The following is a 25,108-nucleotide window of genomic DNA, read 5'->3' on the forward strand; positions in this document are numbered from 1 at the left end:
ACGATCGAGTCAGAGCTGCTCGCGTCCGCCAGCCTACTCCGTGATCCCGAGCGCGCCCCGCTAGTCGGTGTCGGCGAACTCGTCCGCCGACACCGCGGCGATGTCGAGGTAGACGGCCCGTTCGGCGGCGTCCTCGACGGCGTCCATGGCGCGATCGAGGGTCACGGCGAGTCCCCTGACGACCAGCGCGTCGGCGGTGGACTGCTCGGCGAAAGCCTCCGAGACCAGTTTCCGGCGGACGGTGTCGCACCGCGACTCGAGGTCCGCGACGGTGTCGCGCGCCTCGTGGACCGCGTCGACTCGCCTGTCGTCCGGCCCGGCGAACAGGTCCGAGACGGCCGCGGCGAGCACATCGACCGCATCGACGATCAGATCGCCCATTCGGACGAGATCGGCCGCGAGGGTCGCCGACAGCGACGGCTTCGTGGCCGCCAGTCCGCCGAGGAACGCCTCGACGTGGTTCGGGGCCTCGTCGGTGCGGGCGAACAGATCGAGGACGCTCCCCGGACGGAAGTACATCGGCGTGAAGTTCGGTTCCATCGACCGGCCGATAGTGTGGCGCACCGTCGCGAGCCGCTCGTCGCACTCCGATTCGATCCGGCGGACGCGTTCGAGTTCGCCACAGAACGCTTCCGTGTCGTCGCACTGATAGTACTCGATACCCGGGCGGACGCTCCCGGTACAGTCCGCGACCCGGTCGAGGTACGCCGCAGCGACCGCGCCGAACTCGGCCCGGAACGCACTGGTGGGTGTCTCGTGCATCGGCTCGACCGTCCCCGGCCAGTGCGTAAGCCGTTGCTATGAGGGGTTCGTAGCGCCGGGGAGGGGTATAGTGACGCGCCGGTTGAACGAAGCCTCGCGATCGTGAAATCAAGCGGGGGACGGGCCAACCGCCGTCCGATCCGGTCGTCTGGACCCCGCGTACACCTCCCGGCGCAGTCGGGGCCCTCAGGAACTCGATTTCCTTTTCGCGCTGTGACCGGCGTGGCGCGGTCGTCCGGAAGGAAAGTGGGAGAGGATGGTCCCCGGGAGACCGAGGACGGGTCGGGGTCGACGGCTGGAGACGCCGCGGGAGGTGATGCGTACCGCCACCGTGACCGGCTGGGGCGCCGACGATGTCGCCAGCGGCCACCTCCAGCCGTCGGTTCGGCCAGTTCTCCCGTAGTTATGGGGCTATTTTTTCCGATACGGTCGCCCCGGCTGCTCGTAAGGCCACCCTGTCGCGACGGGTGAGCGCCGAAACGGCTGGCTACGGCGGGCTACGGGTTTCCTACTCGATGCCGACTCAAAGAAAGGAACGTGTCCGGTGCGACGGATCTAGGCCAGCTCGAACTCGATGGCCGCACCCTGACCGAAGCCGACGCACTCGGTCGCGAGGCCGAGTTCGGCGTCGCGCTTGTTCATCTCGTGGACGAGCGTCACGGGCAGGCGTGCGCCGGAGGCCCCGAGCGGGTGGCCGATGGCGATGGCGCCGCCGTTGACGTTGTAGATGTCGTCGTCGAAGCCGAGCTGCTGCTGGCAGTAGTAACACTGCGAGGCGAAGGCCTCGTTGAGTTCCACGAGGTCGTAGTCCTCGGGGTCGCGGCCGGTGCGCTCACAGAGGCCCTCGACCGCGGGGATCGGGCCGATGCCCATGACCGTCGGGTCGACGCCGGCGACGTTGTTGCCGCCGACCTCGGCGAGGATGTCCAGGCCCTGGTCCTCGGCGAAGGCCTTGCTGGTGAGCATCGTCGCGGCCGCGCCGTCGGAGATCTGGCTGGAGTTGCCGGGGGTGACCGTCCCGTCGGCCTTGAACACGGTCGGGAGGCCCTCGAGCTTCTCGGCCGTGGTGCCGCGGCGGAGGCCCTCGTCTTCCTCGACGGTGATCTCCTCGCCCTCGTCGTCGGTGCCCTGGATCGGGATGATCTCGTCGTCGAAGCGGCCCTCGTCGGTGGCTTCGCAGGCGCGCTGCTGGCTGCGGGCGGCGTACTCGTCCTGCTCCTGCCGGGAGATGTCGTACTCCTCGGCGACCTTCTCGGCGGTCATGCCCATCTGCAGGTCCATGACGTTGTAGTGGTCGTTGAGCCGCGGGTGGACGTTGGCGGTGTTTGCCCCCATCTCGACGCGGGACATGTTCTCGACGCCGCCGGCGATCATGACGTCGCGCTGGCCGGCGCGGATGGCGTCGGCCGCGGAGATGATCGCCTGCGCGGAGGACGCACACCAGCGGTTGACGGTGGTCGCGGGGACGCTCTCGCCCAGGTCCGACAGCAGCGAGATGACGCGGGCCATGTTGTTGCCCTGCTCGTCGCGCTGCTGGGCACAGCCCCAGATCAGGTCGTCGACGTCGTCGCCCGCCAGGCCGGTCTCGGCGAGCATCTCGTTGATCAGCGGGATCGAGAGGTCCTCGCTACGGACGTCCGAGAAGACGCCGCCCTCCTTCCCCTGCGGTGTACGGTACGCTTTGACAACGACTGGCGTGTTGGCTGCCATGTCAGACCCATCAGGGTCGATAGTGTTAAATCCCGTCGAACTCCCAGCACCGGCACTACCAGTTGTCGCCGCCGCCACGGGAACGGTATTCGGTTGTTAACTCCCTCGTATAGAAGGCTTACAGCTGAAAATCCACCACGGGGATCGGTGAACGATTGGGGTGACGGCCCCGTCGCGTTCGGGTCGGATCGGGGCGCCGTCGGGGACGCTCGCTCGCCGGACTTCGGGGGGCTTATATCGGTCGCGGACCAAATCTGCCGGGAATGAGTGACCCGGAGCTGGACGTCGTCGAGTTCCTGTTGACAGCGACAGTGTACAACGGCGACCGCGACCTGGAAGCGGACGATCTCCCGCCGACCTATCGGGGTGTGTTCTGGACGGACGGTAGCATCGAGCGGCCCCTCTCCGTGACGGCGACGACCGCCGAGGAGGCGACCGGCGTCGAGGGCCCCTGGGACGCCATCTCGGGGCTGATGTTCACGGACCGCGACGACTTCTCGGGCGACATCGAGTTCACCGACCGCGAGATGGCAGAGGAGTGGTTCCTCGACCGCGTCGACGCCGAGCGGCTCCGCACGAACCCGACGCTAGCGGCCGCCTACGGCGACGAGTTCGAGGTCGACTACGAGCAAGCCCGCGAGCTGAACCGGCCCGCGCGCGCCGACCGCGCCTGGATCGACAGCCTGCTCGACGAGTACTTCGACGACGAGGAGGAAGAGGAGATGCTCGACCTCGTCGACATCCGCGCTCCCGAGGAAGTCGAGATGACGATGGACGATCTCGTCCTCACCGAGGACCAGGAGGGGGAGATCCACAAGATCGTCAAGGCCATCGAACACCGCGACTACCTCGCCCAGATCGGCCTGCGCGAGATCGGGAAGCTCCTGTTCGTCGGCCCGCCGGGCACCGGGAAGACCTCCGTCGCGCGAGCGCTCGCCCGCGAACTCGACCTCCCGTTCGTCGAGGTGAAGCTGTCGATGATCACCAGCCAGTACCTCGGCGAGACGGCCAAGAACGTCGAGAAGTCCTTCGAGGTGGCCCGCCGGCTCTCCCCCTGTATCTTCTTCATGGACGAGTTCGACTTCGTGGCCAAGACCCGTTCGTCGGACGAACACGCCGCGATCAAGCGCGCGGTCAACACCCTCCTGAAGTCGATCGACGACATCAGCCTCATCGACGACGACGTCCTGCTCATCGGCGCGACCAACCACCCCGACCAGCTGGACGCCGCGGCCTGGCGCCGCTTCGACGAGATCGTCAACTTCCCCAAGCCCGACCGGACGATGCGCTCGGACATCCTCCGGGTCGTCACCCGCCAGATGGACATCGCCGACTTCGACCCCGACACCCTCGCGGAGATGACCGAGGGCCTCACCGGGAGCGACCTCCGCCTCGTGCTCCGGGAGGCCGTCCTCGAGGCGCTGACGGAGGAACGGACCACCCTGACCCAGCAGGACCTCGAGGACGCAGTCGCCGGCTTCGAGGAGCGTGACAACCTGAAGAACCTGGACATGATCGACGGCGACGCCGACGCGCTCGTCGCCGGCGGCGACATCTCCGGCGGCGACGACGAGGAAGTCGAGGCCGACGGCCACGGTCACGACCACGACCACGACCACAGCCACGATTGAACGGCCCGATCGGTAATCGCGGGATTTAGGCAGTCGGCGGTTCTTTCCTCCGGCGATGGAGGTCACGCTGCTGGGGACCGGCGACACGACGGGGACGCCGACGCCCGGCTGTTCCTGTGACACCTGCGAGGCGGCCCGGGAGCGCGGCGTCGAACGGACGCGCTACTCCGTTCACGTCCGCAACGAGCGCACCGGTGAGTCCCTCCTCGTCGACGCCAGCCCGGACTTTCGCTACCAGTTCCTCGAACGCGACGTCGACCTCCCCGACGCGGCCGTGATCAGCCACATCCACTTCGACCACCTCGACGGCCTCGGGAACGCCTACCGCCTCTTCTCCGACCTGCCCGTGTACGCCGCCGACGAGACCGACCCCGCCACAGGCGAGAGCGTCGCCGAGACGATCCGGAGCGACTACGACTACCTCGACGCCGTCACGGTCTCGGCCCAGTCCCCCTTCGAGTCGTTCGAGACCTGCGGCTTCGAGGTGACGCTGGTCCCCGTCGATCACCCGCCGCTGGTCTGTTACGGGCTGGCTATCGAAGACCCCGAAACCGGCGCGAAGCTCTCGCTTTCGGGCGATACGAGCTACGACGTCCCCGAACGGTCACGCGAGGTCCTGGCCGATCCGGCCCTCCTGCTCGCGGACGGGATCGTCACCGCGGACCTGTGCCAGCACCACCCGCTGGGCGGGGCCCACGAGGACGCCGACGGCGTCCCGCGGACGTTCGGGACCAAGCACATGACCGTCGAAGGCGCGAAATCGCTGGGCGAGGACCTCGGAGCCGACCGGACGCGCGTGGTCCACGTCTCACACTACATCTCGGCCGACCAGGCCTTCGGCGACGGACTGGCCGTCGACGGCGAGCGGTACGAACTCTGAGCAGTCGAATCTGCACTCTTCAGCCCCACCGATCCAGCCCGGACTGCCGACGCTGTCGGCCCTCGGGATCCGGCTCCCAGGGCTGTCCCGTAGCCCGCGCCCCCTCCCGATCGAACTCGGGCGGATCCGCAGGGTCGTGCCCCGCACAGTCGGGCCCGCACTCGCGCGCCGGATCGACGAGTCGGCCCTTCCATTCGCAGTAAGGGAGGCCGTCGCGTCCCGAACGCTCGACCGCCTCGATCGCCTCACAGCCCGGGAAGTCGTAGGTTCGCCAGCCCTTGCCGTAGGCGCGTTCGGCGATCCGACGGCGGTGGCGGTGCTTCTCGGCGGCGGAGACGACCGCGACGTCCGCCCTCGCGGGCCGGCGTTCGAGGACGTCGATTCCCGGTTCGTCGGGCGAGAGCGGTTCCGGCTCCCGGACGACCTCGCGCTCGGCGGTGTCGGGGTGGAAGCGCCAGACGCCGATCTCCTCGGGGATGCGGTTGAGGTGGGCGCGGGTGACGTGTGACTCCGTCGCGAGGATCACCGCGTCGAGGAGGCCCAGGCTCACGTCCTTCCGGAGCTGGGTCTCCAGATCGCCGGGGCGGCCGAGATCGGGCTTGTTCTCGATGCCCACGAGCTCGCCGAACCAGCGCTCGGGGTACCGGGTGGTCTGGCGGACGTAGGTCCGACCGTTGCGCCGCTTTCGCTCGAAGAAGCCCAGTTCGACCGCGCGCTCGACCACCGACTCCGCGCGGTCGGGGTGGATCTCGAAGGCGTCCTTCCAGTAGCGGGTCCGGCCCGGGCCGACCGCGCTCTCGATGGCCGGTGCGGGAATCCGCTCGGGGGTGATCGCGGCTCGCTCGGCCAGATCCGGGCCGGGGTCGACGAGGACGACGTCCATGACCCGGTTGCCGTGGAGGCCGGTCCCGAGCTGGCGGGCGATGACGGCGTCGCGTTCGCTCTCCAGGTGCGCACACAGCGCCACCTCGAACGCGAACTCGCGCACGAGGGAAGGCAGGAGCGGGACGCGCAAAAGCGTCGCGCCTCCGGCCGGCGCAGTGCCGCGTCGGGCTCAGAGGTCCGCGGTCCGGAACCGGCGGTAGCCGACGGCCAGGGGCGCCAGGATCCACAGGCAGAGGACGAGGAGGGCGGCCCACCAGCCCACGTAGACGGGCGCGCCGTCGGCGACGTAGAGCCCGGCGAGGTCCACGTCGAACCCGGATCTGACCAGCCGGTCGTAGGACTCGCTGGGTTGCAGCAGCCGGAAGAAAAGCGCCCAGTCCGGCACGTCCCGGAGGACGCGCAGGTCGAAGCGGTGCAAGACGACGAGCACGAGCGAGTGCAGGCTGTCCCAGAAGGAGACCAGCAGGAGGTAGCCGCCCAGCCCGCCGACGGTGATCCAGCGGTCGACCGTCGTGGACAGGGAGAGCCCGACCGCGATACCGACGAACGCGGTGCCGTAGAGCGCGGTCGCGAGGAGGAACCACGGGAACCAGAGCGCCCCCGCCGTGTCGAAGCGGACGGCGCCGACGACGCCCGCGACGGCGAGCGCCGCCAGCGTCGGGACGACGGTGACGACCGTTCGCCCGACGAACGTCCCCAGCGCCACGTCCTTTCGGGAGTGGGGCATCGAGAGCGTGAGGGACAGGGCGCCGGACTCGCGTTCGTCGACGACTGACTTGTAGGCGAGCAGGATGGCGACGGCCGGCAGGACCACGGCGACGACGCCGGCCAGTGCCTCGACGAAGGCGGGGAAGCTCGGATCGCCGATGTAATCGTGTACCACGACGGTCCCGAGATAGAGGACCCCCGACAGCGCGGTCAGCAGCACGGTGATCTTCGACCGGCCCGCGTCCCGGACGTCCTTCGCCGCCAAAGTGCGCCAGCTCACGCCAGATCACTCTCCGCGAAGCGCCGGTAGGCGAGCCCGAGCGGGCCGACCAGCCAGAGGACGAACAGGACCAGCGCGACCCACTTCCCGAGGTACCACGGGCCGCCGAGGCTCGCGCTGGGGTCGACGAACCCGTCCGTCAGGCGGCCGAAGACGGCCCCCGGTTCGAGCCCGAAGACGAACTGCAGGGGGTCGGGCAGGTCGCCCTCTATCAACCCGAGGAAGCTCAACGCCAACTGGAGACCGTTCTCCATCGTCTCCCAGACCATCACGAACAGGAAGAAGAGGGTGAGCGCGAGCAGGAGCGCCCGGCGCTTCGTCGAGGCGGCGATGGAGGCGGCGACGCCCAGCCCCGTCCAGATCCCGGCGAACCAGACCGTCAGCCCCACGAGCGCGAGAAAGCGGAGCGGTTCCAGCGAGCCGAAGGGGTAGACGACGAGGAAGCCGGCAACCGCCATCGACGCGACGACGGTCGCCGCAACCGCCCCTGCCCGGCCGAGGAACTTCCCGAAAACCAGATCTCGGCGACTGTGGGGAAGCGACAGCGAGAGCCTGAGCGCGCCCGAGGCCCGCTCGCTCACGACCGCGTTGTACCCCAGCAGGACGCCGGCGATGGGGACCAGCGTCGTGAGACTCCCCTCGACGAAGCCGGCGAACCGGCCGGTGGTGTACGGTTCCTGTCCCGCCATCGGGTAGACGTACGCCGCGATCACGATCGCGAACGCGAGCAGGCCGAGCAGGAACTTCGTCGAGCGCTCGGCGACCGTGCGCCGCCAGTCCTGGCGCGCGATGACGTCCCAGGTCATCGCCGGCCGGCCCCGGTGTACTCGATGAACATGTCCTCGAGGGACGCCTCCTCCGTCCGGAAGTTCAGCACGTCGACGCCCTCCCCGTGGAGTTCGACCAGGATGTCCATCTTCGCGTCGTTCCGGCAGGTGACCTCGATCGTCCCCTCGTCCTGTTCGACCGCCGTCTCGACGCCCTCGACGCCCCGGACGGCTTCGAGGGTCCCGTTCTCCAGGTGATCGACGTCGATCACGAGCTTCGTCCCGCCACCGAGGGACTCCCGGAGGCCCTCGATGGTGTCGACGGCGACGAGTTCGCCGTCCTGGAGGATTCCCACCCTATCGCAGACCGCCTCGACCTGTTCGAGGATGTGGCTGGAGAAGAAGACCGTCGCGCCCCGCTCGTTCTCCTCGCGGATGATCTGGCGCATGTCCGCTGCGCCGTTGGGGTCGAGGCCGGTGGTCGGTTCGTCAAGCAGGAGCAGGTCCGGCTCGCCCACGAGGGCCATCCCGAGGACGAGGCGCTGGGCCATCCCCTTCGAGTAGTCGCTGGCCTGCCGGTCCGCGTCGTCGCGGATCCCCACCCGCTCCAGGATCTCGATGGGGTCGTCGTCGGCGTCCTTGGACTCGATCGCGAACTCGACGTGCTGGCGACCCGTGAGCCGCTCGAACACCGAGTAGCCCTCCGGGAGGACGCCGATGCGTTCGCGGGCCGCGACGCCCTCTGCGTGGCAGTCGTGGCCGAACAGCTCGACCGAGCCGTGCGTCGGCGTGACGAAGTCGAGTAGAAGGTTGATGAACGTCGACTTGCCCGCCCCGTTCGGCCCGAGGAAGCCGAAGATCTCTCCCTCCGGCACGCTGAGGTCGACCCTGTCCAGTGCGATCAGGGTCCCGAACCGCTTCGATACCTCGTTCGCTTCGATTGCCGCCATGTTCGTGTCAGCACGGCGGACAGGGATAAATGGGGACGGTGATTTTCCGGCTCGGAAACAGCGACTGGGGGGTTAGCGGGGTCGCCGACGGGCTTCAGTACTCGGCGGTCCCACTTTTCGCGAAGCGAAAATGGGAGCAGGAGAATCGACGCAGTCGATTCTCGGCGCTCACAACACGAACGTCGCCAGGACGGGCACCGAGTCCAGCACGACGATGCCGAAGAGGCTCTGTCGCTTGATCGGCCAGGTCGGGGCCCCCTGCAGCGACTCCCAGGCCGGCGCGTCGACGTTCAGGTCCGCGAACGCTTCGGTCCGGCCGTCGGGGTCGTCGTGTCGGTCGCGCTCTCGTCGCTGGAGCAGCTCCACCTGCTTCCTGCGCCCCTCCTCCATCTTCCGGTGGAGTTTCCAGAAGGAGTGGTACAGCCAGAACAGCGTGAAACAGACGTAGGCGACCACTGGCCCGACGTAGGAGACGATCCAGGTGACCATCTCCAGGGGCGATGCCTGAGCGGAGAAGTAGTAGAGCCCCTCGACGACGAACCGGTAGGCGACGTAGCCGCCCGTGACGGCCAGCACGACGTTCAGCCGGGTCGCGAACCGGCCCAGATCACGGAACCCGCCGTGGTCGTCCGGGTGGAAGGGCTTGTAGACGAGGATATCCCGCCGCAGGAGCTCCATGAAGGTGTAGATCAGGACGAACGCGTCGTAGGCGACGGCGACGATCAGCACCGTCACTACCGAGTACGGGACGAAAGCGATCATGGTCCAGACGTTCCAGCCGAGGGTCAGATACGGGAGCGCGAGCGGGACGAACGACAGCGCTGCCGTGAAGGCGACCGACCGGGACACGGTGATCGGGCCGACGTCGACGGTCGCTCCCATCCTGCTCAGCCGCTCCTCGCGGAACGTCGCGTAGGCCGCCCGGTCGACGATTTCGGAGTCGCCGAGTTCGGCGAGCAGGTTCTCCGTCCGCAGGACGAGGCCGTCGTAGACCAGGTGGCCGGCGACGAGGACGAAGAGGAAGTAGCCGGCCTGGACGGTGACCGCCGGCGCCGTGCCGGGGTTCGCCCAGGCCTCGTAGACGGTGTAGGCAGTCCCAGCCGCCAGCGGGACGAGCGTGGCGAAGAAGACGAGGCTCCGGTGGACGCCCGTGCTGTCGAGCGTCCCCGTCAGGAGCCGATACAACAGGTAGATCCAGAGCCCGCCGATCGCGACGGCCGGGAGCAGGAGGGCGACCGTTTCGAGCCCCGGTCGGGGCACGGCCAGCGAGAGTCGGCCAGCCGTCAGCTGGGCGGCGAGGGTGGTCGGGGTCCACACAACGAGCACCGCGAGCAGGAGGGTCGGCAGGTTCCGGAGCATGAGTCGCGGGACTCCGGTCGAAAAGGTGATCTCCGGGCGCTCGCCGTTGTTCGGTTCCGAGACGGAATCGAACGGGATCACCGCACAGGAGCGATAGAAGGGGCCGCGGTCGTCGGTCCACCGTTCCCAGTACGAGACGTGTGCGTCAGCCGACTCCTCGTCCATGGTAGCACGAGTTCAATCGCGACACTAAGAGGTATCGACAGTTTTCCCGTCGTCGAGAACGAGGTACTGGACCGCTCTTTCTCGAGACGGACGTGTCTGACGCGGTCGTAGCTCCCTTTGCATGACAGCCAGGTCTCCCCATCGATCGTGGTCGGTCTCGACGTCAGTGGCAAAGGATGATACTCCAGAGTATGATACTCTAGAGTATCGTACTTTGAAGTACGATTATTTGGAGTATCTAAGATCCGCTTACTCGCGATCGTACTCGTCGAGAAAGGCCCGCGTCCGTGCGGCGACTTCGGACCGGAACTCGCTCCTGTCGACGGACGCGTCGCCGTGATACAGTCGCTTGTGTTCCTCCCTGACGATGTCTTCGAGGACCCGCTCGTAGAGCGCCTGGAACGTGACGGTGCGGTCGCGGTCCTCGAGTCTGGCCGCCAGTTTCCGGAGGCGGCGGTCGGTCGCGAACGTCCGCGCCAGTTCCGGCGCCGACCCGTCGACCGGGACCGTATCGTCGACTTCGCGAAAGTCTGGGTGGACGATCTTCGCGCGCTGGCCTCGCTTGTTCCGGACGACCACGCCCTCCGCCGGGCCGTCGTAGAACGCCGATTGGGGGATGGTGTACGAGTCGGGATCGAAATCCCGCGCGTTTCGCTCTCGCTCGATCACTGGGACCGGGTCGAGTCCGAGCCGGTCGAAAATCCGCTCGGCGGCGTCCGGTTGCAGGAAGCGCTCCTCGGTCGCTGACCACACGTCGAACCCGAGAACCGACGGGGTCCGCTCCCAGTCGTAGTCGATCGCGTGCCGGTGCATCGCCTCGCCGAAGAACACGACCGTCTCGACGTCGTCGACCGCCTCGCGGAGTGCGTCGCGGTCCAGATTCCGCTGGACGTGTCGAACGGCGTGGTTATAGGGCTCGGGGACTTCATCCGGGTCGTCGTACACGCGACTCCGATCGCCGAATCTGAGTCGCCCGGACTGGCGGAGTTGGAACCGGACGTTCGCCCCGTCGACCTTCTCGAGGAGCCAGAGGTGCCCGCTGTCGAAGAGCTCTGCAGGGGCGTTCGCGACCCGTGGAATCGACGGGAACTGCTTCACGTCTCCACTTCTCTCGCCCGGATGGTAATCGTTTCTCCCGATGGATCGGAGCGCGGACTGCGTCGCACGGCACGCTCGACGTCGAACTCCCTTTCTTCCGATGGATATCGGAAGATTACAGTGTCAAAATCACGACACAACCTCTCGTGTTCGGTGTGCTACCGTTCCTCGACGCTCCTCGATACGACTTCTCACACCACATACTGGCCCCGAATTCTCCGTCTCTGACGCCTCTATACTGCATATCGAGACATCAGCGGGACGGGCGCCCTATCGAGATGGTCTGGAATATATAGGATAAATAATATGATTCTTCCCATAGAGCTATCCCGGTTTGGCGGGATGAGAACGTATGGATATCGATTCCGAGGGCGACGGGACGACCCGTCACATCCGGATTCTACACGTCGACGACGACGCCGCGCTGGGAGACGTCGTGAAGCTCTTTCTCGAACGGGATTACGATCGCTTCGAGGTCGTCACGGAAACGAAGGCGCGTGACGGTCTCAGGCGGCTCGAGACCGACGACATCGATTGTATCGTCAGCGATTACGAGATGCCCCCGATGGACGGGCTCGAGTTTCTGGAGACGGTACGGGGGTCACACCCCGACATCCCGTTTTTGCTCTTCACGGGGAAGGGAAGCGAGGAGATCGCGAGCGAAGCGATCAGTCGGGGCGTGACCGATTACCTGCAGAAAGGAGTCGGGACGGACCAGTACGAGGTGCTGGGAAACCGGATCCGCAACAGCGTGCAGAGCTACCGAACCGAACACGAACTCGAGCGAAGCCGCGCGTTTCTGGACTGCGTACTGGACCTGAGTCCATCTGCCGTCGTCGTCCTCGATGGCGAGGGGAGCATCGTCCGGTCGAACAAACTCGCCGAGACCACGCTCGGACTCTCGAAGGCGGAGATCGCTGACCGGACGTTCGACGACACGGCGTGGACGATCGTCGACGAGGACGGTGATCCAGTTTCGGACGATGCGGTCCCGTTCAAACGGGTCGCTGCCACCGGCAAACCCCTCTACGACGTCGAACACGGCATCGAACGACCGGACGGCGAGATCGTCTGGCTCTCGATCAACGCCGCCCCGCTCCGGAGCGAGGACGGGCCGACGGAGCAAGTCGTCGCCGTCCTCTCGGACGAGTCGAATCGAAAGCTCAAGGAACACCACGAAGCGGAGACGATCCGGCAACTGGAGGGGCTGGGACGGGTCCTCTCACACGACCTGGGGAACGCGCTACAGATCGCACTGGGCCGCCTCGAGTTGGCGCGTGAGACGGGTTCCGATGACCATCTCACGGAAGTCCACGACTCGCTCGAACGGGCGATCGATATGCTGACCGACCTCACGAACGCCATCGAGGCCAGGAGCGTCGTGGACGGGATCACCACGGTCGACGCCGGCGCGATCTTCGCTCGGGCGTGGGAGACCCAGGAGACCACCGACGCGAGGAAAGACATCGCGGACGAGATCCGAATCGAGGCCGACGAGACGGCGCTGTTACGCATCTTCGAGAACCTGATCAGAAACGCCCTCGAACACAGTCCGGAGTCACCGACGGTCCGCGTCGGCGTACTCGCCAACGGGTTCTACGTCGAGGACGACGGCCCGGGCATTCCGAACGCGGACCGAGACCAGGCGTTCGAGCCTGGATTCACCTCGAAGGCGGACGGGAACGGGATGGGACTGCCGAGCATCCAGCAGATCGCGCTCGCACACGGCTGGGAAACGAAGATCACCGACGGCGAGACCGGCGGCGCCCGCTTCGAGTTCACCAACGTCGCCTGAGTCAGAACTCCTCCTTGGACCGGTCACGACGCGTGCACCCGCGGACACCCTGTTCCCTCCACCTCTAAGGGGATCGGAGACACAGTACGATCTGGACCTTCCGTCCTGAACGAATATGGAAACCGAAATCACACACCGACCCTCCTACGCGCACCTCGTCGTCTCGCTCGAAGCGGGCGAAACCGTCCTCGCCGAACCGGGCGCGATGGTCAGTCACACGCCCTCGGTCAGTATCGAGACGTCGTCGACGCGAGACGGCCTGTTGAGTTCCGCCAAGTCCATGCTCGGCGGCGAGTCGCTGTTCGCGAACGAGTTCACCGCCGAAGGCGAACCGGGGACGATCACGCTGGCGCCGCCCAAGCCCGGCGACGTCCGCGAGTACGACCTCTCCGAGGAGACGCTCTACGCCGTCGACGGCGCGTTCCTGGCGGCCGAACCGCCGGTCGACATCGACTCGGAGTTCGGCGGCCTGAAGTCGCTGCTGGCCGGCGCGAGCATCACGCCGCTGGCCCTGTCGGGTTCGGGTCGCGTCTTCCTCGAGGCCTTCGGCGGCATCGAGACCGTCGACCTGGATCACGGCGAGTCCTACGTCGTCGACAACGAGAACGTCGTCGCCTGGGAGGGCACCGTCGACTTCGACGCCCGACGCGTGGGCGACCTCAAGTCGACGTTGCTCAGCGGCGAGGGCCTCGTCATGGAGTTCACCGGCCCCGGATCCGTCTGGTACCAGACCCGCGGACTGGACTCGTTCGTCGACGCCATCGCCGGCGCGCTCCCGACCGGCGACGACAACGACGCGACGATCGAGTTCTGAGTTTTCGGGGGTTGCCGTCTCCCTTACCGGACCCGTTGCTGGACGCAGGTTGCATCGTCAGAATCGGTGTTGTTGGTCTTCGTGGTTGTAACGGCGCTCTCGGACTCTCTAGGGTCGTCCTGACGAGTCATAATCGATACGAGCATCCGCAAGGTAGTGGTGATAGTGGTTTGATTCGGAACTAGGAAGCCCATTGGTTATCGCCGTGTTCTGGAATCGAGCGGGAGCGACGTGCAGACGCCAGTCTAGCCGACGCGATACTTGGTTGCATCGGAATTTCGAGTGGTAAGGCAAACGCGTATTTTCATAATCGGTTTCCGTATGGTGATTGGATCCGATTATGAATTGTCTCGGACGCTCGAGGGATGTCTATCGTTCGATACGGATCCCTGGACCTGAACGCGCTCGCGGCTATTCGCACACGGGATCTCCCACGCGGATCGCGACCGTTGGATCTGCAGTCTTCATAGCTCGTTTTCTGCTGTTCTTGCGGGGCTGAAGACTGGTTATGATCGCCACGTGACGCCCGCTCGTTCTCCGAGGCAGGCGCTACAGAGATTAGCGATCCGTGGCCCAATTATGAGATTTCCACTTCCAGGAGGTAGCTCGACCGCATGATCTGGATATCACGTTGCGTCCATGACGAGGGCGGCGACCACGCTGGTTCTCTCACTGATGTTCCAGATGATGATACAGGTCGGCTGACGGCATCGCTGTGACTAACCAGTCCGTGTTGGGACAAGATGTATAATCGGCTTCGGGCGTTTATTGTGGCCCAGCCGTGTGCTAGAACTAGCTCTGCTGGTCACAGACGGTTATAACCGGCATCGAACGTCCGCAAGTAACGGGTTCGATGGAATCGAATCGGAACTAGAACTGCGAGAGTCGCTCGAGGCGTGATAGACTCGGCATAGAGATGGCGTGATCCACCTGTTTCTGCAACTGGGGACGACGTTCGTATCAAAGAAGCGTATTATCGTCCGGGCATTAAATTGTATAATTGGATTCAGTAATGCGATTAGGTCCGATTATACTTCTTATCTGGAAATTTACATTTACCGCATACCGGACCTGAATCCGGGGCGAGAGTCCTGCTCGACGTTGACGAGTGACGCCGTTCCCGCGATTCGATGCTGTCGGTGTTCTATCCAGTCTTCATGCCCGTTTCACACACATTCTAGCGGACTCTGAAGCCGATTATACACTTCGCTTGACGACCTGAGACGGCACGAGGATCCATATACCGCGTTCTCTCGGTAGCAAATCGATTATGAAACCACCGCCTTCAATCGAGATTCGTTCCTGGTACGATACTCTGAGTCACTCCACCAGGTCGATCCTGCTTCTCGTCCTCGTTGTGTTCCATCCCCTCCTGTGTCGACGGCCAGCGGGTGGGACTGGTCGGGACGTTTGCGTATCCGCTGAGTTTCGATTGCGGTGTCCCGCTCGTATCCTCGGTAGTGATGGCCGGAGAAGGCACTTATGGCTTCGGTTGGTCGATGCGGTGTGACTGACGATCGCGAGATACCCGCGCTACCAGCTCTGTGGATTCCGTCGTCTGACGGGGGCTACTCATCACTCGGTCCACAGAGCGAATAGCGAGCTTAACGGCGGGATACGAACCGTTTCGAAGCGCTCAGACCGTGTTCGGATCTCCACACAGCCGGTTTTCGGCCGCTAGAATACCCATTGTGGGCCATCTCGACTGGAACTGGGGGACGAGCAATTGCACTCTTGGCTGTCGACTATCGCCTCGAACCGGTGGGAATCACGCTTCAACGACGCTTATAGCGGCATCTGGTGACGGAACTGGAAATGGAAACGCGCACTGCTGACACTCGGATCTGGCCGAGTCGCTGTCCACACAGCGCCGACCTCTCGTGGTTTCACTCATCGTCGAAATTGCACCAATCACGCTGCACAAGCGCTCTCGTTCTCCACACGCCAAATTTGGCTTTAGAGCCCATCTATCGGCACTGTGTCCCATCCGGGGAGTGATCCGGGGTCGGTCTCCACGACTAGATCGGGTCACCACACGTCCCGCAGACTGTCTTTGTGCTCCATACTTGCGGCCAGAAACCGGCTGTGGTGATCAATGGGACTGCTTCAGACGTCATTTCGGGCTGACTGGCATCACTTCCGACGAAAACCGAAAATCGAGGCTGCTCGGGACCGTAGTGGATGACAGCCGGTCCGACCACACGCCGATCTCTGTTGATGGGTACCTTTCTCCGGAAACGAGGGTGACTTTGGCCTAAATCCTGTCTTGGCCCCGCACACAGCGATTCTGGTCACAGAGCTGGAATCGCGAGCTCGATTTCGTCAAATTGCGCGTGGCGAATGTACTTCGTCGCGAGGCGTCGTCCACACAGACGTGTTGCGTATTCACTACGACCTTCATGTCGGGTGGTTTTGCGGGACTTTTGTTCGGCCCGGTCACAACTGATCTGTTTTTGAGCGGTGGTACGAGCGGGGTGGCCGTGATGGAGAATCGGTGGAGAGGGCGAACGCCCTCGGGGCGCTCGCGCACGCTCGCCACCATCCCGTTCGCAGCGCTCACGGGAGGGGGTGTCGAGCACATGCGCTTCCTGCGGTCGCCGCAAGCGCCCCTCGCCCGTTCAGTCCGCCAGGGTCTGAATTGGTCAGGCGGCTGTGTGAGTGGCTAGCTGGTGAGCGGTGTGTGGGTGATTGATCGGCGGCGTGGGTGGATGGTCGGTGATCGACGACGGCTCGCCGCACCACGAGCGGCGGTTCCGATGAGAGCAGGTGTACCCTCGGCGCCAGGGGGCAAGCAGCTACTTGATTTCCAGTTTAAATATCCTCAACAAGCTTTTTACTGGAGCCTGCCAATCGGAGCGGCGTTTGGTGTAGCCCCGGTACTCGACACCGGCGACGTACGGCGCGCTGGCGGTGATCGACGGGTGGGACGTGACTGTTTCTTCGTTAGTCTGGACAGATACATTCTCGTGGATCCAGCACGGATGCCACACGGTCTCCCGAGGTTCGTAGGTGTCCTGTAGTGCGGTCCGCAGGACGGTTTCGACGTCCGGCAAGACTTTGGTTTTCCCAGCGCCGACGAGATTGCGGGTCGACATATTCGGTCGCCCGTTACTGACGAGAACTTACCCCACGACGGGTTGTTGGACCGAGCCGGTGAGATTGTGTCGCAGTCTGTTCTGCGTGGCGTCCTGAAAGCCCGTCACAAGCATGTCCGTCACTCGGTTGACCGATTTTGGTACCAGTGGCGCCTTTATCGGACGGATCCCGATGTACGGCCGTCCCGACATCTGGTCCGGGTGTATCGGTAGGTCGGCAGTTTTCCCCTCTAATTTGGTTTGTTCTTGAGCAGACGCCTCCGTCGATTCGCCTGCTGAGTAAAGGGCCGTAAGTCTAGTCTCTTGAGCCAAAATCACCTTCCCCCGTTGCTTAATTTCACTCCCGAAAGGGGGATATTGATGGTGTTGATACAGTAACTGATGAGCTTCTGTCTGCTCACCTCGCAGTGTTTATGAACGGCGCCGGTACAAGGACAGACAATGAGTGAGACCGAGGAAATCGGTCGTCGACAGCAACTCCGTGCGCTGATACGAGTTGCCAGATACAGACCGGTTCTTACTGTGGCAATTATCGTCGGCGGTGTCTTCGCTGCGCTGCTAGAAGGCGTCGGCCTGAGTTTTATCTTGCCGATCGTCGATATCGTACAATCTCCTGGTGATCCGGCCCAGCAGGCAGATGGCGTGATGGGTCTGTTCGTATCGGCCTACCAGATTCTCGGGATTCCGTTTACGCTTGGCTCTGTCGTCATCGGTGTCAGTCTCGTCCTTACAGTCAGGTGGACGCTGACGTTTGTGGTCCGATGGCTGCGGGAAGCGCTCGTAGTGGACTACACACGTGAAATTCAGACGCAGTCGTTCGATAACGCGCTCGATGCGAAAATAGAGTATTTCGACCGTGAGGGTTCTGACGACATACTCAATGCCATCGTCACACAGGCAGAATATGCCGGACGGGTGATCCGATTCGTGGTTAATTTCGTCGAACAGGGATTTCTGGTACTAATGTATCTCGGAATCGCGTTCGTGTTGGCTCCCGTTCTTACGCTGTTCGCGCTCGTGTTTCTCGGTGGATTCTCGGTCCTGTTCCGGTACGTCGTCGAGCCGGGATACGAACTCGGCGACAAAGTCGCGGACGCGAACGAACGAGTCCAGCAGGCTGCTCAGGCAGGGACCCAAGGGATTCGGGATACGAAACTCTTCGGCTTGAAGCAGGAGTTATTCGACGACTTTCTAGACGCCGTAGACCAATACGCCCAAGCGGGGATTAGACAACAACGCAATCAGCAAGCTATCCAAAACTTCTACAATCTCTTGACAGCAGTCTCCGTATTCATACTCATCTATATGGCAATCACGTTCGCCCAAATGTCTCTTGGGGCGCTCGGTATCTTTTTGTTCGCGATGTTTAGACTTGGCCCGAAGGCGAGTGGCCTGAACTCGAAGTTGTATCAGATCGAGAACAACCTTCCCCACTTAGTCAGGACACAGGAATTTATCGATGAACTTGAGCGTAATAGCGAATCGGTAGCTGATTCCGAACCCGTACCCGACGAAGTCCGGGAGGTTGAGTTCGATGAGGTTCGGTTCTCTTACCGGGGTCAGGAGGAGACCGCATTAGCAGGTGTGTCCTTTAGGTTTGAGAAGGGTGAGTTCATCGGCTTTGTTGGCCAGTCTGGCGCCGGCAAGTCGACAATCGTCTCGATGCTGGCTCGGATGTACGAACTGGAATCCGGAGAGATCCGAGCTAACGGTCGATCGATTCACGAGATGGACATTGATGATTGGCGGTCGCGGATCGCCGTCGTCAGACAAGATCCGTTCATCTTCAACGATACGCTCCGGTACAACCTTACCATCGGAAACCGGGCTGTCTCGCAACAGAAACTCGGCCGGGTCTGCCGTATCGCCAAAGTCGACGAGTTCTTCGACGATCTTCCGAACGGATACGACACACAGCTCGGCGACGACGGCGTTCGTCTCTCTGGAGGGCAGAGACAACGTGTCGCCCTTGCGCGGGCGTTACTGAAAGACGCCGATGTGCTTGTTTTAGACGAAGCCACAAGTGACCTCGACTCGAGTCTGGAAAAAGAGGTTCAAGAGTCTATCGAGAGTATGGACCGAGATTACGCGATGGTTGGCATTGCGCATCGGCTCTCGACGGTGCAGAACGCCGACCGTATCTACACCGTCGACCAGGGAACGATTATAGAGACAGGAGATCATGAGGAACTCATCACAAATGACGGACAGTACGCCAAGTTGTACGCGTTACAATCCCGAAGCGAGTGAGCCGAATCAAGTCAAAAACACATCATAAAAGGAGAGCGTGAATTTAAGTAAGGTGCTGCCTAGGTGTCGAAATGATGACCCGTAATATAGTTGTATGTCTCACTAGCCGTGGAAATTACGCTCGTATTGGGACTGTTCTCCACGAACTGGAAGCTGATCCAGAAATCGATCTGGACATTGTCGTCGCAGGGGCGTCGATGCTGCGAAAGTACGGGACGCTCTCCGAAATTCTTCGCGAAGATGGACTCGAAATATCTCAAGAACTCTATAACGTCATCGAAGGTGGTAATCCGGTCAGTTCGGCGAAGACGACAGGGCTTGGGATTGTGGAGTTCACGAACGTCCTGAGTAACATCGATCCAGATGGTGTCGTCACGATTGCCGACAGGTACGAGACGATGGCAATCACACTATCTGCATCGTATCTCAACATTCCCGTGCTTCACACGCAAGGCGGAGAGATTACTGGGTCTATCGACGAACGTGTCCGCCACGCGACGACGAAGTTCGCCGATTATCATTTCGTCTCTACCGAACGTAGCGCCGAGATCGTCAATAGACTGGGAGAATACGAGGAGCGCATATTCAATACTGGTTGTCCGTCTATGGATCTCGCAGCGGAAATCCAGGACATCGGCGATTCGATGTACGACCCACAGGATCAATACGGTGGTGTCGGTTCCGATGTAGATGTCACAGATGATTACCTCGTTGTACAGTATCACCCCGTTGTCACGGAGTACGAGTCCGAATACGACAAGACGTGGGAACTGATCAACGCGATAGACGAACTTGAGGTGCAAGCATTCTGGTTCTGGCCCAACATGGACGCTGGGACGGATCAGGTCTCCAAAGCAATCCGGGAGTATCGGAACATTCGCGACCCCGACGACGTCCGGTTCTTCATCAACCTTCGACCGCGAGACTATCTGACGTTGGTAAACAATTCAGCGTGTCTGGTCGGCAACTCGAGCGTCGGTATTCGAGAATGCTCGTTCCTCGGGCAGCCGTCGGTCAATATCGGCGACCGTCAGAAACATCGTGAACGTGCTGAAAACGTCACCGATGTCGATTGTGAGACGGACGCTATTCGGGAAGCGGTCCGGGAACAGATTGCTGTCGACGAGTACTCTTCATCTTCTCTGTACGGTACCGGTGACGCTGGCGAAAAGATTTGCAAACGGATCAAGGAGATCGACCTCGAAATGAAGGGGTCGATGGATCCCAATCTCCTCGGAGTTTCCGAACCGGCTCTCCCTTACCAGTGAGAATGTCTAGTGACACCGCCCTCGGTCTGATTCCCGCCCGTGGTGGATCGAAGGGTGTCCCAGGAAAGAACGTCAAAGAGCTTGCCGGGGACCCGCTGATCGCGCACACCATCCGCGCAGCACGCAACTCACGGCTAGACGCCGTAGTCGTCTCGACCGACGACGAGGAAACCGAAGGTGTCGCAGAGGACTACGGAGCCGAGGTACCGTTTCTACGACCGGACCACCTCGCGACAGATGAGGCCGCGATGGAGCCTGTTATTGAGCATGCGATCGAGTTCGTGACGTCCGAGTGGGAGCGGAAATGTGATCCCGATACGGTTGTGCTCTTACAGCCGACGTCGCCGTTGCGGACCGCTGCGGATATCAATGGGGCCCTCGATCGATATCGGGACACAGACGCCAACTCATTGGTCTCGACTTACGAAGACCACAGTTATCGCTGGGAACGAACCAGTGACGGTGCAGTCAGGAAGAACTACGCCGGTGACCGAAAACGACGACAGGATAAGCAGCCGGAGTACGTCGAAAACGGTGCAATATACATCGCCGATTGCGACGGGTTCCGCAGGACGGCCGATTTACAGGTCGGGACGACGGAACTGTACGTGATGGACCAACGGTCATCCGTCGACATCGACACCGAGTTCGACTTCTGGCTCGCGGAACGATTACTGGAGTACGAGGACAAGTGAGATGACGACGCTCGACATCAACGGACTGACGATCGGTGGCGACGCTCGGCCCTACATTATTGCGGAAGCAGGGACGAACTTCCGTGGCGACGTAACACTCGGAAAGCGATTCATCGAAGAAGCGGCGAAAGCGGGCGCAGATGCAGTCAAGTTCCAGACACACATCCGGGACGCGGAGATGTCCGAGCCCGGCATGCAGGAACTCGGATTCGGCGATCTCTACGAACGGCTGCGAGAACAGGAGCTGAGTCTTGACGAGCATCGCGAGCTTCAGGCCCACTGTGCAGACAACGGTGTCGACTTCCTCTCGACGCCGTTCTCGGTCGAGGGCGTATCGAGGCTGGCCGAACTTGAGCCACCAGCGGTCAAGATTGGGTCAGGTGAATTGACGAACTACCATCTGCTGGATGCGGCGGCGGCAACAGGAAAACCGCTCCTGATCTCTACGGGAATGAGCGATTCGGACGAGGTCCGCGATGCCTGTTCGTTCGTCGCCGACCGAACCGACCAGTTTGCCCTCTTCTACTGCGTTTCGGCGTATCCGACGGCGACGTCGGACCTGAATCTCGACCAGATCGAGGAGATGCAGTCGGAGTTCGGGGTGCCCGTCGGCTTCTCCGACCATTCGACTGGTATCGAGGCAGCCGCCGTGGCAATGGCTCGCGGTGCGGACATCGTCGAGAAACACTTCACCATCGACAGACGACTCCCCGGCGGTGATCAGGAGGTGTCCATCGAGCCAGACGAACTGGCGGCGCTCGTGGACTACGCCGACCTCGTAGACGAGACGCGCGGTCTGGACGAAGGGCTGCTTCCCGAGGAACGCTCTATCAAGGAGTGGGCCAACCACAGCGTCGTCGCGACTGAACGAATCGAAGAAGGGGACGAACTGACCGAACGGAACGTCACGACGAAACGCCCCGGGACGGGTATTCCTGCGTCGGAGTTCTTCGACGTACTCGGTAAGACGGTAATTCGGGATATCGAACCGGACACGGTACTCCAGCCTGACGATCTGCGTCGCGAATAATCATCACTACCCGAGGCCCTCTATCGATTAAACGCCAACAATAACGACCGTCGTTATTCACTCATTTCGGAATACTCCCTACCATCAGCCCAAAGTCATATACGAACTCGAACAGTACAACTCCCAGATGGCCGTAGAGAAGCTGTCGAAAGCACTGACAATATACGACGAAAACGGCTTTTGGCAATTGGTTTCACGAACTTACCGGCATCTGCGATATCTGATTCGAACGCACGTTCTGTTCAGGTACTACTCTCTCAGGGGCTCTTGGCCGGTGCGTATTGGGGACTCTTCGTATTCGCTTACGACCCCATCAACTGCGGAGATGACCGAGATCACGTACTGCACTCGAAACGAAGCGTGGATTCTCGACGCCATCGAGGACGAACTGCAATCCGGTGACGTGTTCTGGGACGTCGGTGCGAACATCGGAATATATTCGCTGTTGGCTGGGACGAACTCGGCGGACGTGTCTGTGGTGAGTTTCGAACCGTACCCACCGAACGCTGCCTCACTCCGGCGTAATCTCGACTACAACGATATCTCAGCGACCGTCGTAGAGAAAGCACTCGGCGACACTCGTGGCACGATCGGATTCGACATCACCTCCGAAGAAGGGGTCGACGGGTCCGCCGCTGTCGATAGCGGTGCCGAATCGCCGTGCGAGGTCGTCCCTGGTGACTCGCTCGTTCACGACGACGGCATCGCTCCACCCGACGTGCTGAAGATAGACGTCGAAGGTGCGGAACTGGACGTCTTGGACGGTCTGGCGGAGACGCTATCGAGCGGCAACTGTCGGACAATTTACTGTGAAGTACACCTCTCGTCGAGTGATCGGCCGTCGATCGAAGACTTCGGGGGATCGTTCGACGAATTGAAACGGACGCTACGGACGCACGGATACGAGTTGTCGATCACTGACCGAGACAACGAGAAACACGTTCTCGCACGGCGATCGCAGTAGTGATGGAGCAGTTGATGATCGCTATCGACTCGGATGTATCACTGGCGCCGTAGCGCCAGACGCTACACACTCCACATTCGGGAAAAGAGCTCGCCGGCCACGCTGGTGCACCGAGCCACCGTTCGAATCTACGGACCTCATCCCGAGAAACAACGATCAGGTCCGTTTCCGTCGACGAATCTGCTAGAGATTGTATGTATTTAAGCCCACGCTCTCTCTTAATAGGGACAGAACACGTTTCACTTAACCAATCCGTTGAATTGGCTCCATTTCGCTCAAATCCTCGGTCCTCCGTAATCGACTGGAGGAACACATCGTTGGCACAGAACGATCAGATGGCTGAATGTATGTCTTGGCATACGATACTGGTAACGACTTGGACAACGAGTTCATAACTCCTATTTATTATCAACGAACCCGGGAATGTAGCTAGCGAGCGATGAATTGTTCCAGTTGTTAGATCCCTTGAACGTGTTTCTAAACGCCGGTATTGCGAGAATATGCGGTGCTTTTAATAGCTGACTCTCCTCTCTTATCAGTTAATGAAACCGAATATTCTGCTGATCGTTATGGATAGTGTCCGCGCCCACAATCTAAGTCTCTACGGTCACGAGCACGACACGACTCCGTTTCTTCGCGAATTCAGCGATCGCGCGACGGTTTATACACAGGCTCGCGCCCCAGGGACGTTCTCATTGACGAGTCACGCGAGCATGTTTACAGGACATCATGTCGTAGAACATCGCGTCCCAAGCAGGAAATACGGTCTGGAACCTGGCCACACCATTTGGGACGAACTCCGGAATGAATACGGATACGAGACTGGTGTCTTTTCACAAAATACGTTCATTACTGATGAGGCGTTTGGCCTTGCATCGGGGTTTGAAACGAGGAACAACGGACCACCACTCCCAGACGATCTCCCCTTCCCGGAAGCACTCGACTTCAGGGGTATCAGTGGTGGCAATTATGCCGGCTCCTTCCGCAAGGCCGTGACGAGTAACCATCCCGTACGCTCACTCCTGAATGGGGTCGCGACGGTGGTACCCTCCCAGTATCTTCCTGACGGAGCGAAAGCCAGACGCGGTAATACTGCGGACGTCTACACCGATTATTTCCTCGACTGGCACGACGATCGAGATCAGCAGTGGGCTGCCTGTCTCAACTTCATGGACGCTCACGCGCGATACCTACCCAAAGCTAAACACGACAAGTGGGGGAATGAATGGGTTCGCCAGAAAGCTCGCCAGTACGATTCTTGGACGTGTTATACAGACACGGAGGCCTGGTCGGAAGTGGCGGCCTTGGAGGCAATGTACGATGGCGCGATACATCAGGTCGATGCCCAATTAGAGCGGTTGCTAACTGAATTGGAGAACCGAGGCAATCTCGATGAGACGCTCGTCGTGATCACGAGTGACCACGGGGAAACGTTCGGGGAACAAAGTCTCGTTCGACCTGGGGTCAGATTGACGACACACGGAATCGGCATCCACGAAACGTTACTGCACGTTCCACTCGTCACGAAACATCCCAATCAAACTGAGGGAGCCGTGATCGAGGATCTGTCCACTTTGACGGCATTCCCGGCGGCGGTTCGTTCGGCGGTTGAAGGCGAGGGAGATCGGGAGCGGTTCTGTCCAGACGGTCCTGTCCTCGCTACCTCGACGAACATCGATTATAAGGACAAGCGTGAACTCAAGGAAATTGGTATAAATGACTTCGAGAAGTTCGAAGATTGGGCTCACGCGATTTATACGAAGGTTGACAACTCCATACAGAAACACGCAACGTGGGGCGATGACGCGGCGACGATTTCGCTCCCGGACGGGTTCTGGCCCTTCAAACTGTCTTCTAGAGGGGACGATCGAGTGAATCGCTTCCTCGAAATGTTCGAGGACGCCGGGCTCTGTATCGACCTCGATGGTGACGTTGACGATGAGACAGTCCAACAGTTACAGGATCTAGGATATTTTTGAGTCAGAGAAACGGAATCCGTCGG

At 61.7% G+C, this 25,108-nt stretch carries 19 protein-coding genes; 10 read left to right on the forward strand and 9 right to left on the reverse strand.

The window, feature by feature from the left end; translation table 11 throughout:
* Positions 1-60: 60 nt before the first annotated feature.
* Together U5918_RS12970 and U5918_RS12975 are read right to left on the reverse strand one after the other, a co-directional pair.
* Positions 61-762 carry a DUF47 family protein gene (locus U5918_RS12970; protein WP_336001775.1) on the reverse strand — a complete coding sequence of 234 codons (702 nt, stop codon included), beginning with the start codon at positions 760-762 and terminating at the stop codon, positions 61-63.
* A 555-nt stretch (positions 763-1,317) separates the two neighbouring features.
* Positions 1,318-2,472 (reverse strand): thiolase family protein, encoded by a 1,155-nt coding sequence (locus U5918_RS12975; protein WP_336001776.1) that lies wholly within the window; start codon positions 2,470-2,472, stop codon positions 1,318-1,320.
* Between the two features lie 263 nt (positions 2,473-2,735).
* Here U5918_RS12975 and U5918_RS12980 point away from each other — a divergent pair, with 263 nt between their 5' ends.
* Both U5918_RS12980 and U5918_RS12985 read left to right on the forward strand, forming a co-directional pair.
* Positions 2,736-4,103, forward strand: coding sequence for an ATP-binding protein (locus U5918_RS12980; RefSeq protein WP_336001777.1), 1,368 nt, complete (start codon positions 2,736-2,738; stop codon positions 4,101-4,103).
* A gap of 55 nt (positions 4,104-4,158) precedes the next feature.
* The gene (locus U5918_RS12985) at positions 4,159-4,983 is read left to right on the forward strand and encodes an MBL fold metallo-hydrolase (RefSeq protein WP_336001778.1); all 825 of its coding nucleotides are present in this window, start codon (positions 4,159-4,161) and stop codon (positions 4,981-4,983) included.
* A gap of 19 nt (positions 4,984-5,002) precedes the next feature.
* Here the strand turns inward: U5918_RS12985 and U5918_RS12990 are convergent, their stop codons facing one another.
* The 6 genes from U5918_RS12990 to U5918_RS13015 all read right to left on the reverse strand — a co-directional run bounded on the left by U5918_RS12990 (position 5,003) and on the right by U5918_RS13015 (position 11,195).
* Positions 5,003-5,971 (reverse strand): DUF5787 family protein, encoded by a 969-nt coding sequence (locus U5918_RS12990; protein ID WP_336001779.1) that lies wholly within the window; start codon positions 5,969-5,971, stop codon positions 5,003-5,005.
* Positions 5,972-6,037: 66 nt separating this feature from the next.
* Positions 6,038-6,856 (reverse strand): ABC transporter permease subunit, encoded by an 819-nt coding sequence (locus U5918_RS12995; protein WP_336001780.1) that lies wholly within the window; start codon positions 6,854-6,856, stop codon positions 6,038-6,040.
* Entirely contained in the window at positions 6,853-7,662 is an 810-nt protein-coding gene (locus U5918_RS13000; RefSeq protein ID WP_336001781.1) for an ABC transporter permease subunit, read from the reverse strand. The genes U5918_RS12995 and U5918_RS13000 overlap by 4 nt, the downstream gene beginning before the upstream one ends.
* Positions 7,659-8,573 (reverse strand): ABC transporter ATP-binding protein, encoded by a 915-nt coding sequence (locus U5918_RS13005; protein WP_336001782.1) that lies wholly within the window; start codon positions 8,571-8,573, stop codon positions 7,659-7,661. Before U5918_RS13005 ends, U5918_RS13000 begins: the two co-directional genes overlap by 4 nt.
* A 168-nt stretch (positions 8,574-8,741) precedes the next feature.
* Positions 8,742-10,097: a hypothetical protein gene (locus U5918_RS13010; protein ID WP_336001783.1), complete on the reverse strand. Its 1,356-nt coding sequence runs from the start codon at positions 10,095-10,097 to the stop codon at positions 8,742-8,744.
* Positions 10,098-10,346: 249 nt separating this feature from the next.
* Positions 10,347-11,195: an RNA ligase family protein gene (locus U5918_RS13015; RefSeq protein WP_336001784.1), complete on the reverse strand. Its 849-nt coding sequence runs from the start codon at positions 11,193-11,195 to the stop codon at positions 10,347-10,349.
* Between the two features lie 352 nt (positions 11,196-11,547).
* Between U5918_RS13015 and U5918_RS13020 the strand changes: the two genes are divergently transcribed.
* Both U5918_RS13020 and U5918_RS13025 read left to right on the forward strand, forming a co-directional pair.
* Positions 11,548-12,990, forward strand: coding sequence for a response regulator (locus tag U5918_RS13020; protein WP_336001785.1), 1,443 nt, complete (start codon positions 11,548-11,550; stop codon positions 12,988-12,990).
* A gap of 115 nt (positions 12,991-13,105) precedes the next feature.
* Complete coding sequence (locus tag U5918_RS13025; RefSeq protein WP_336001786.1) at positions 13,106-13,804, forward strand: TIGR00266 family protein; 699 nt, start codon at positions 13,106-13,108, stop codon at positions 13,802-13,804.
* 2,795 nt (positions 13,805-16,599) lie between these two features.
* Here U5918_RS13025 and U5918_RS13030 read toward each other — a convergent pair.
* Positions 16,600-16,899 carry a hypothetical protein gene (locus tag U5918_RS13030; RefSeq protein ID WP_336001787.1) on the reverse strand — a complete coding sequence of 100 codons (300 nt, stop codon included), beginning with the start codon at positions 16,897-16,899 and terminating at the stop codon, positions 16,600-16,602.
* A 441-nt stretch (positions 16,900-17,340) separates the two neighbouring features.
* Between U5918_RS13030 and U5918_RS13035 the strand changes: the two genes are divergently transcribed.
* The 6 genes from U5918_RS13035 (at position 17,341) to U5918_RS13060 (ending at position 25,085) form a co-directional block, all read left to right on the forward strand.
* Positions 17,341-19,149, forward strand: a complete 1,809-nt coding sequence (locus U5918_RS13035) for an ABC transporter ATP-binding protein (protein WP_336001788.1) — start codon at positions 17,341-17,343, stop codon at positions 19,147-19,149.
* Positions 19,150-19,223: 74 nt separating this feature from the next.
* Positions 19,224-20,417 carry a UDP-N-acetylglucosamine 2-epimerase gene (gene neuC / locus U5918_RS13040; protein ID WP_336003330.1) on the forward strand — a complete coding sequence of 398 codons (1,194 nt, stop codon included), beginning with the start codon at positions 19,224-19,226 and terminating at the stop codon, positions 20,415-20,417.
* Between the two features lie 2 nt (positions 20,418-20,419).
* Positions 20,420-21,112: an acylneuraminate cytidylyltransferase family protein gene (locus tag U5918_RS13045; RefSeq protein ID WP_336001789.1), complete on the forward strand. Its 693-nt coding sequence runs from the start codon at positions 20,420-20,422 to the stop codon at positions 21,110-21,112.
* 1 nt (position 21,113) lies between these two features.
* Entirely contained in the window at positions 21,114-22,142 is a 1,029-nt protein-coding gene (locus tag U5918_RS13050) for an N-acetylneuraminate synthase family protein (RefSeq protein ID WP_336001790.1), read from the forward strand.
* 127 nt (positions 22,143-22,269) lie between these two features.
* On the forward strand, positions 22,270-23,106 hold the full coding sequence (locus U5918_RS13055) for an FkbM family methyltransferase (RefSeq protein ID WP_336001791.1): 837 nt from the start codon (positions 22,270-22,272) through the stop codon (positions 23,104-23,106).
* Between the two features lie 542 nt (positions 23,107-23,648).
* Positions 23,649-25,085: a sulfatase gene (locus U5918_RS13060; protein ID WP_336001792.1), complete on the forward strand. Its 1,437-nt coding sequence runs from the start codon at positions 23,649-23,651 to the stop codon at positions 25,083-25,085.
* The last annotated feature ends 23 nt before the right edge of the window (positions 25,086-25,108 follow it).

It is taken from the genome of Halorientalis sp. LT38 (assembly GCF_037031225.1).
GTDB lineage: Archaea > Halobacteriota > Halobacteria > Halobacteriales > Haloarculaceae > Halorientalis > Halorientalis halophila.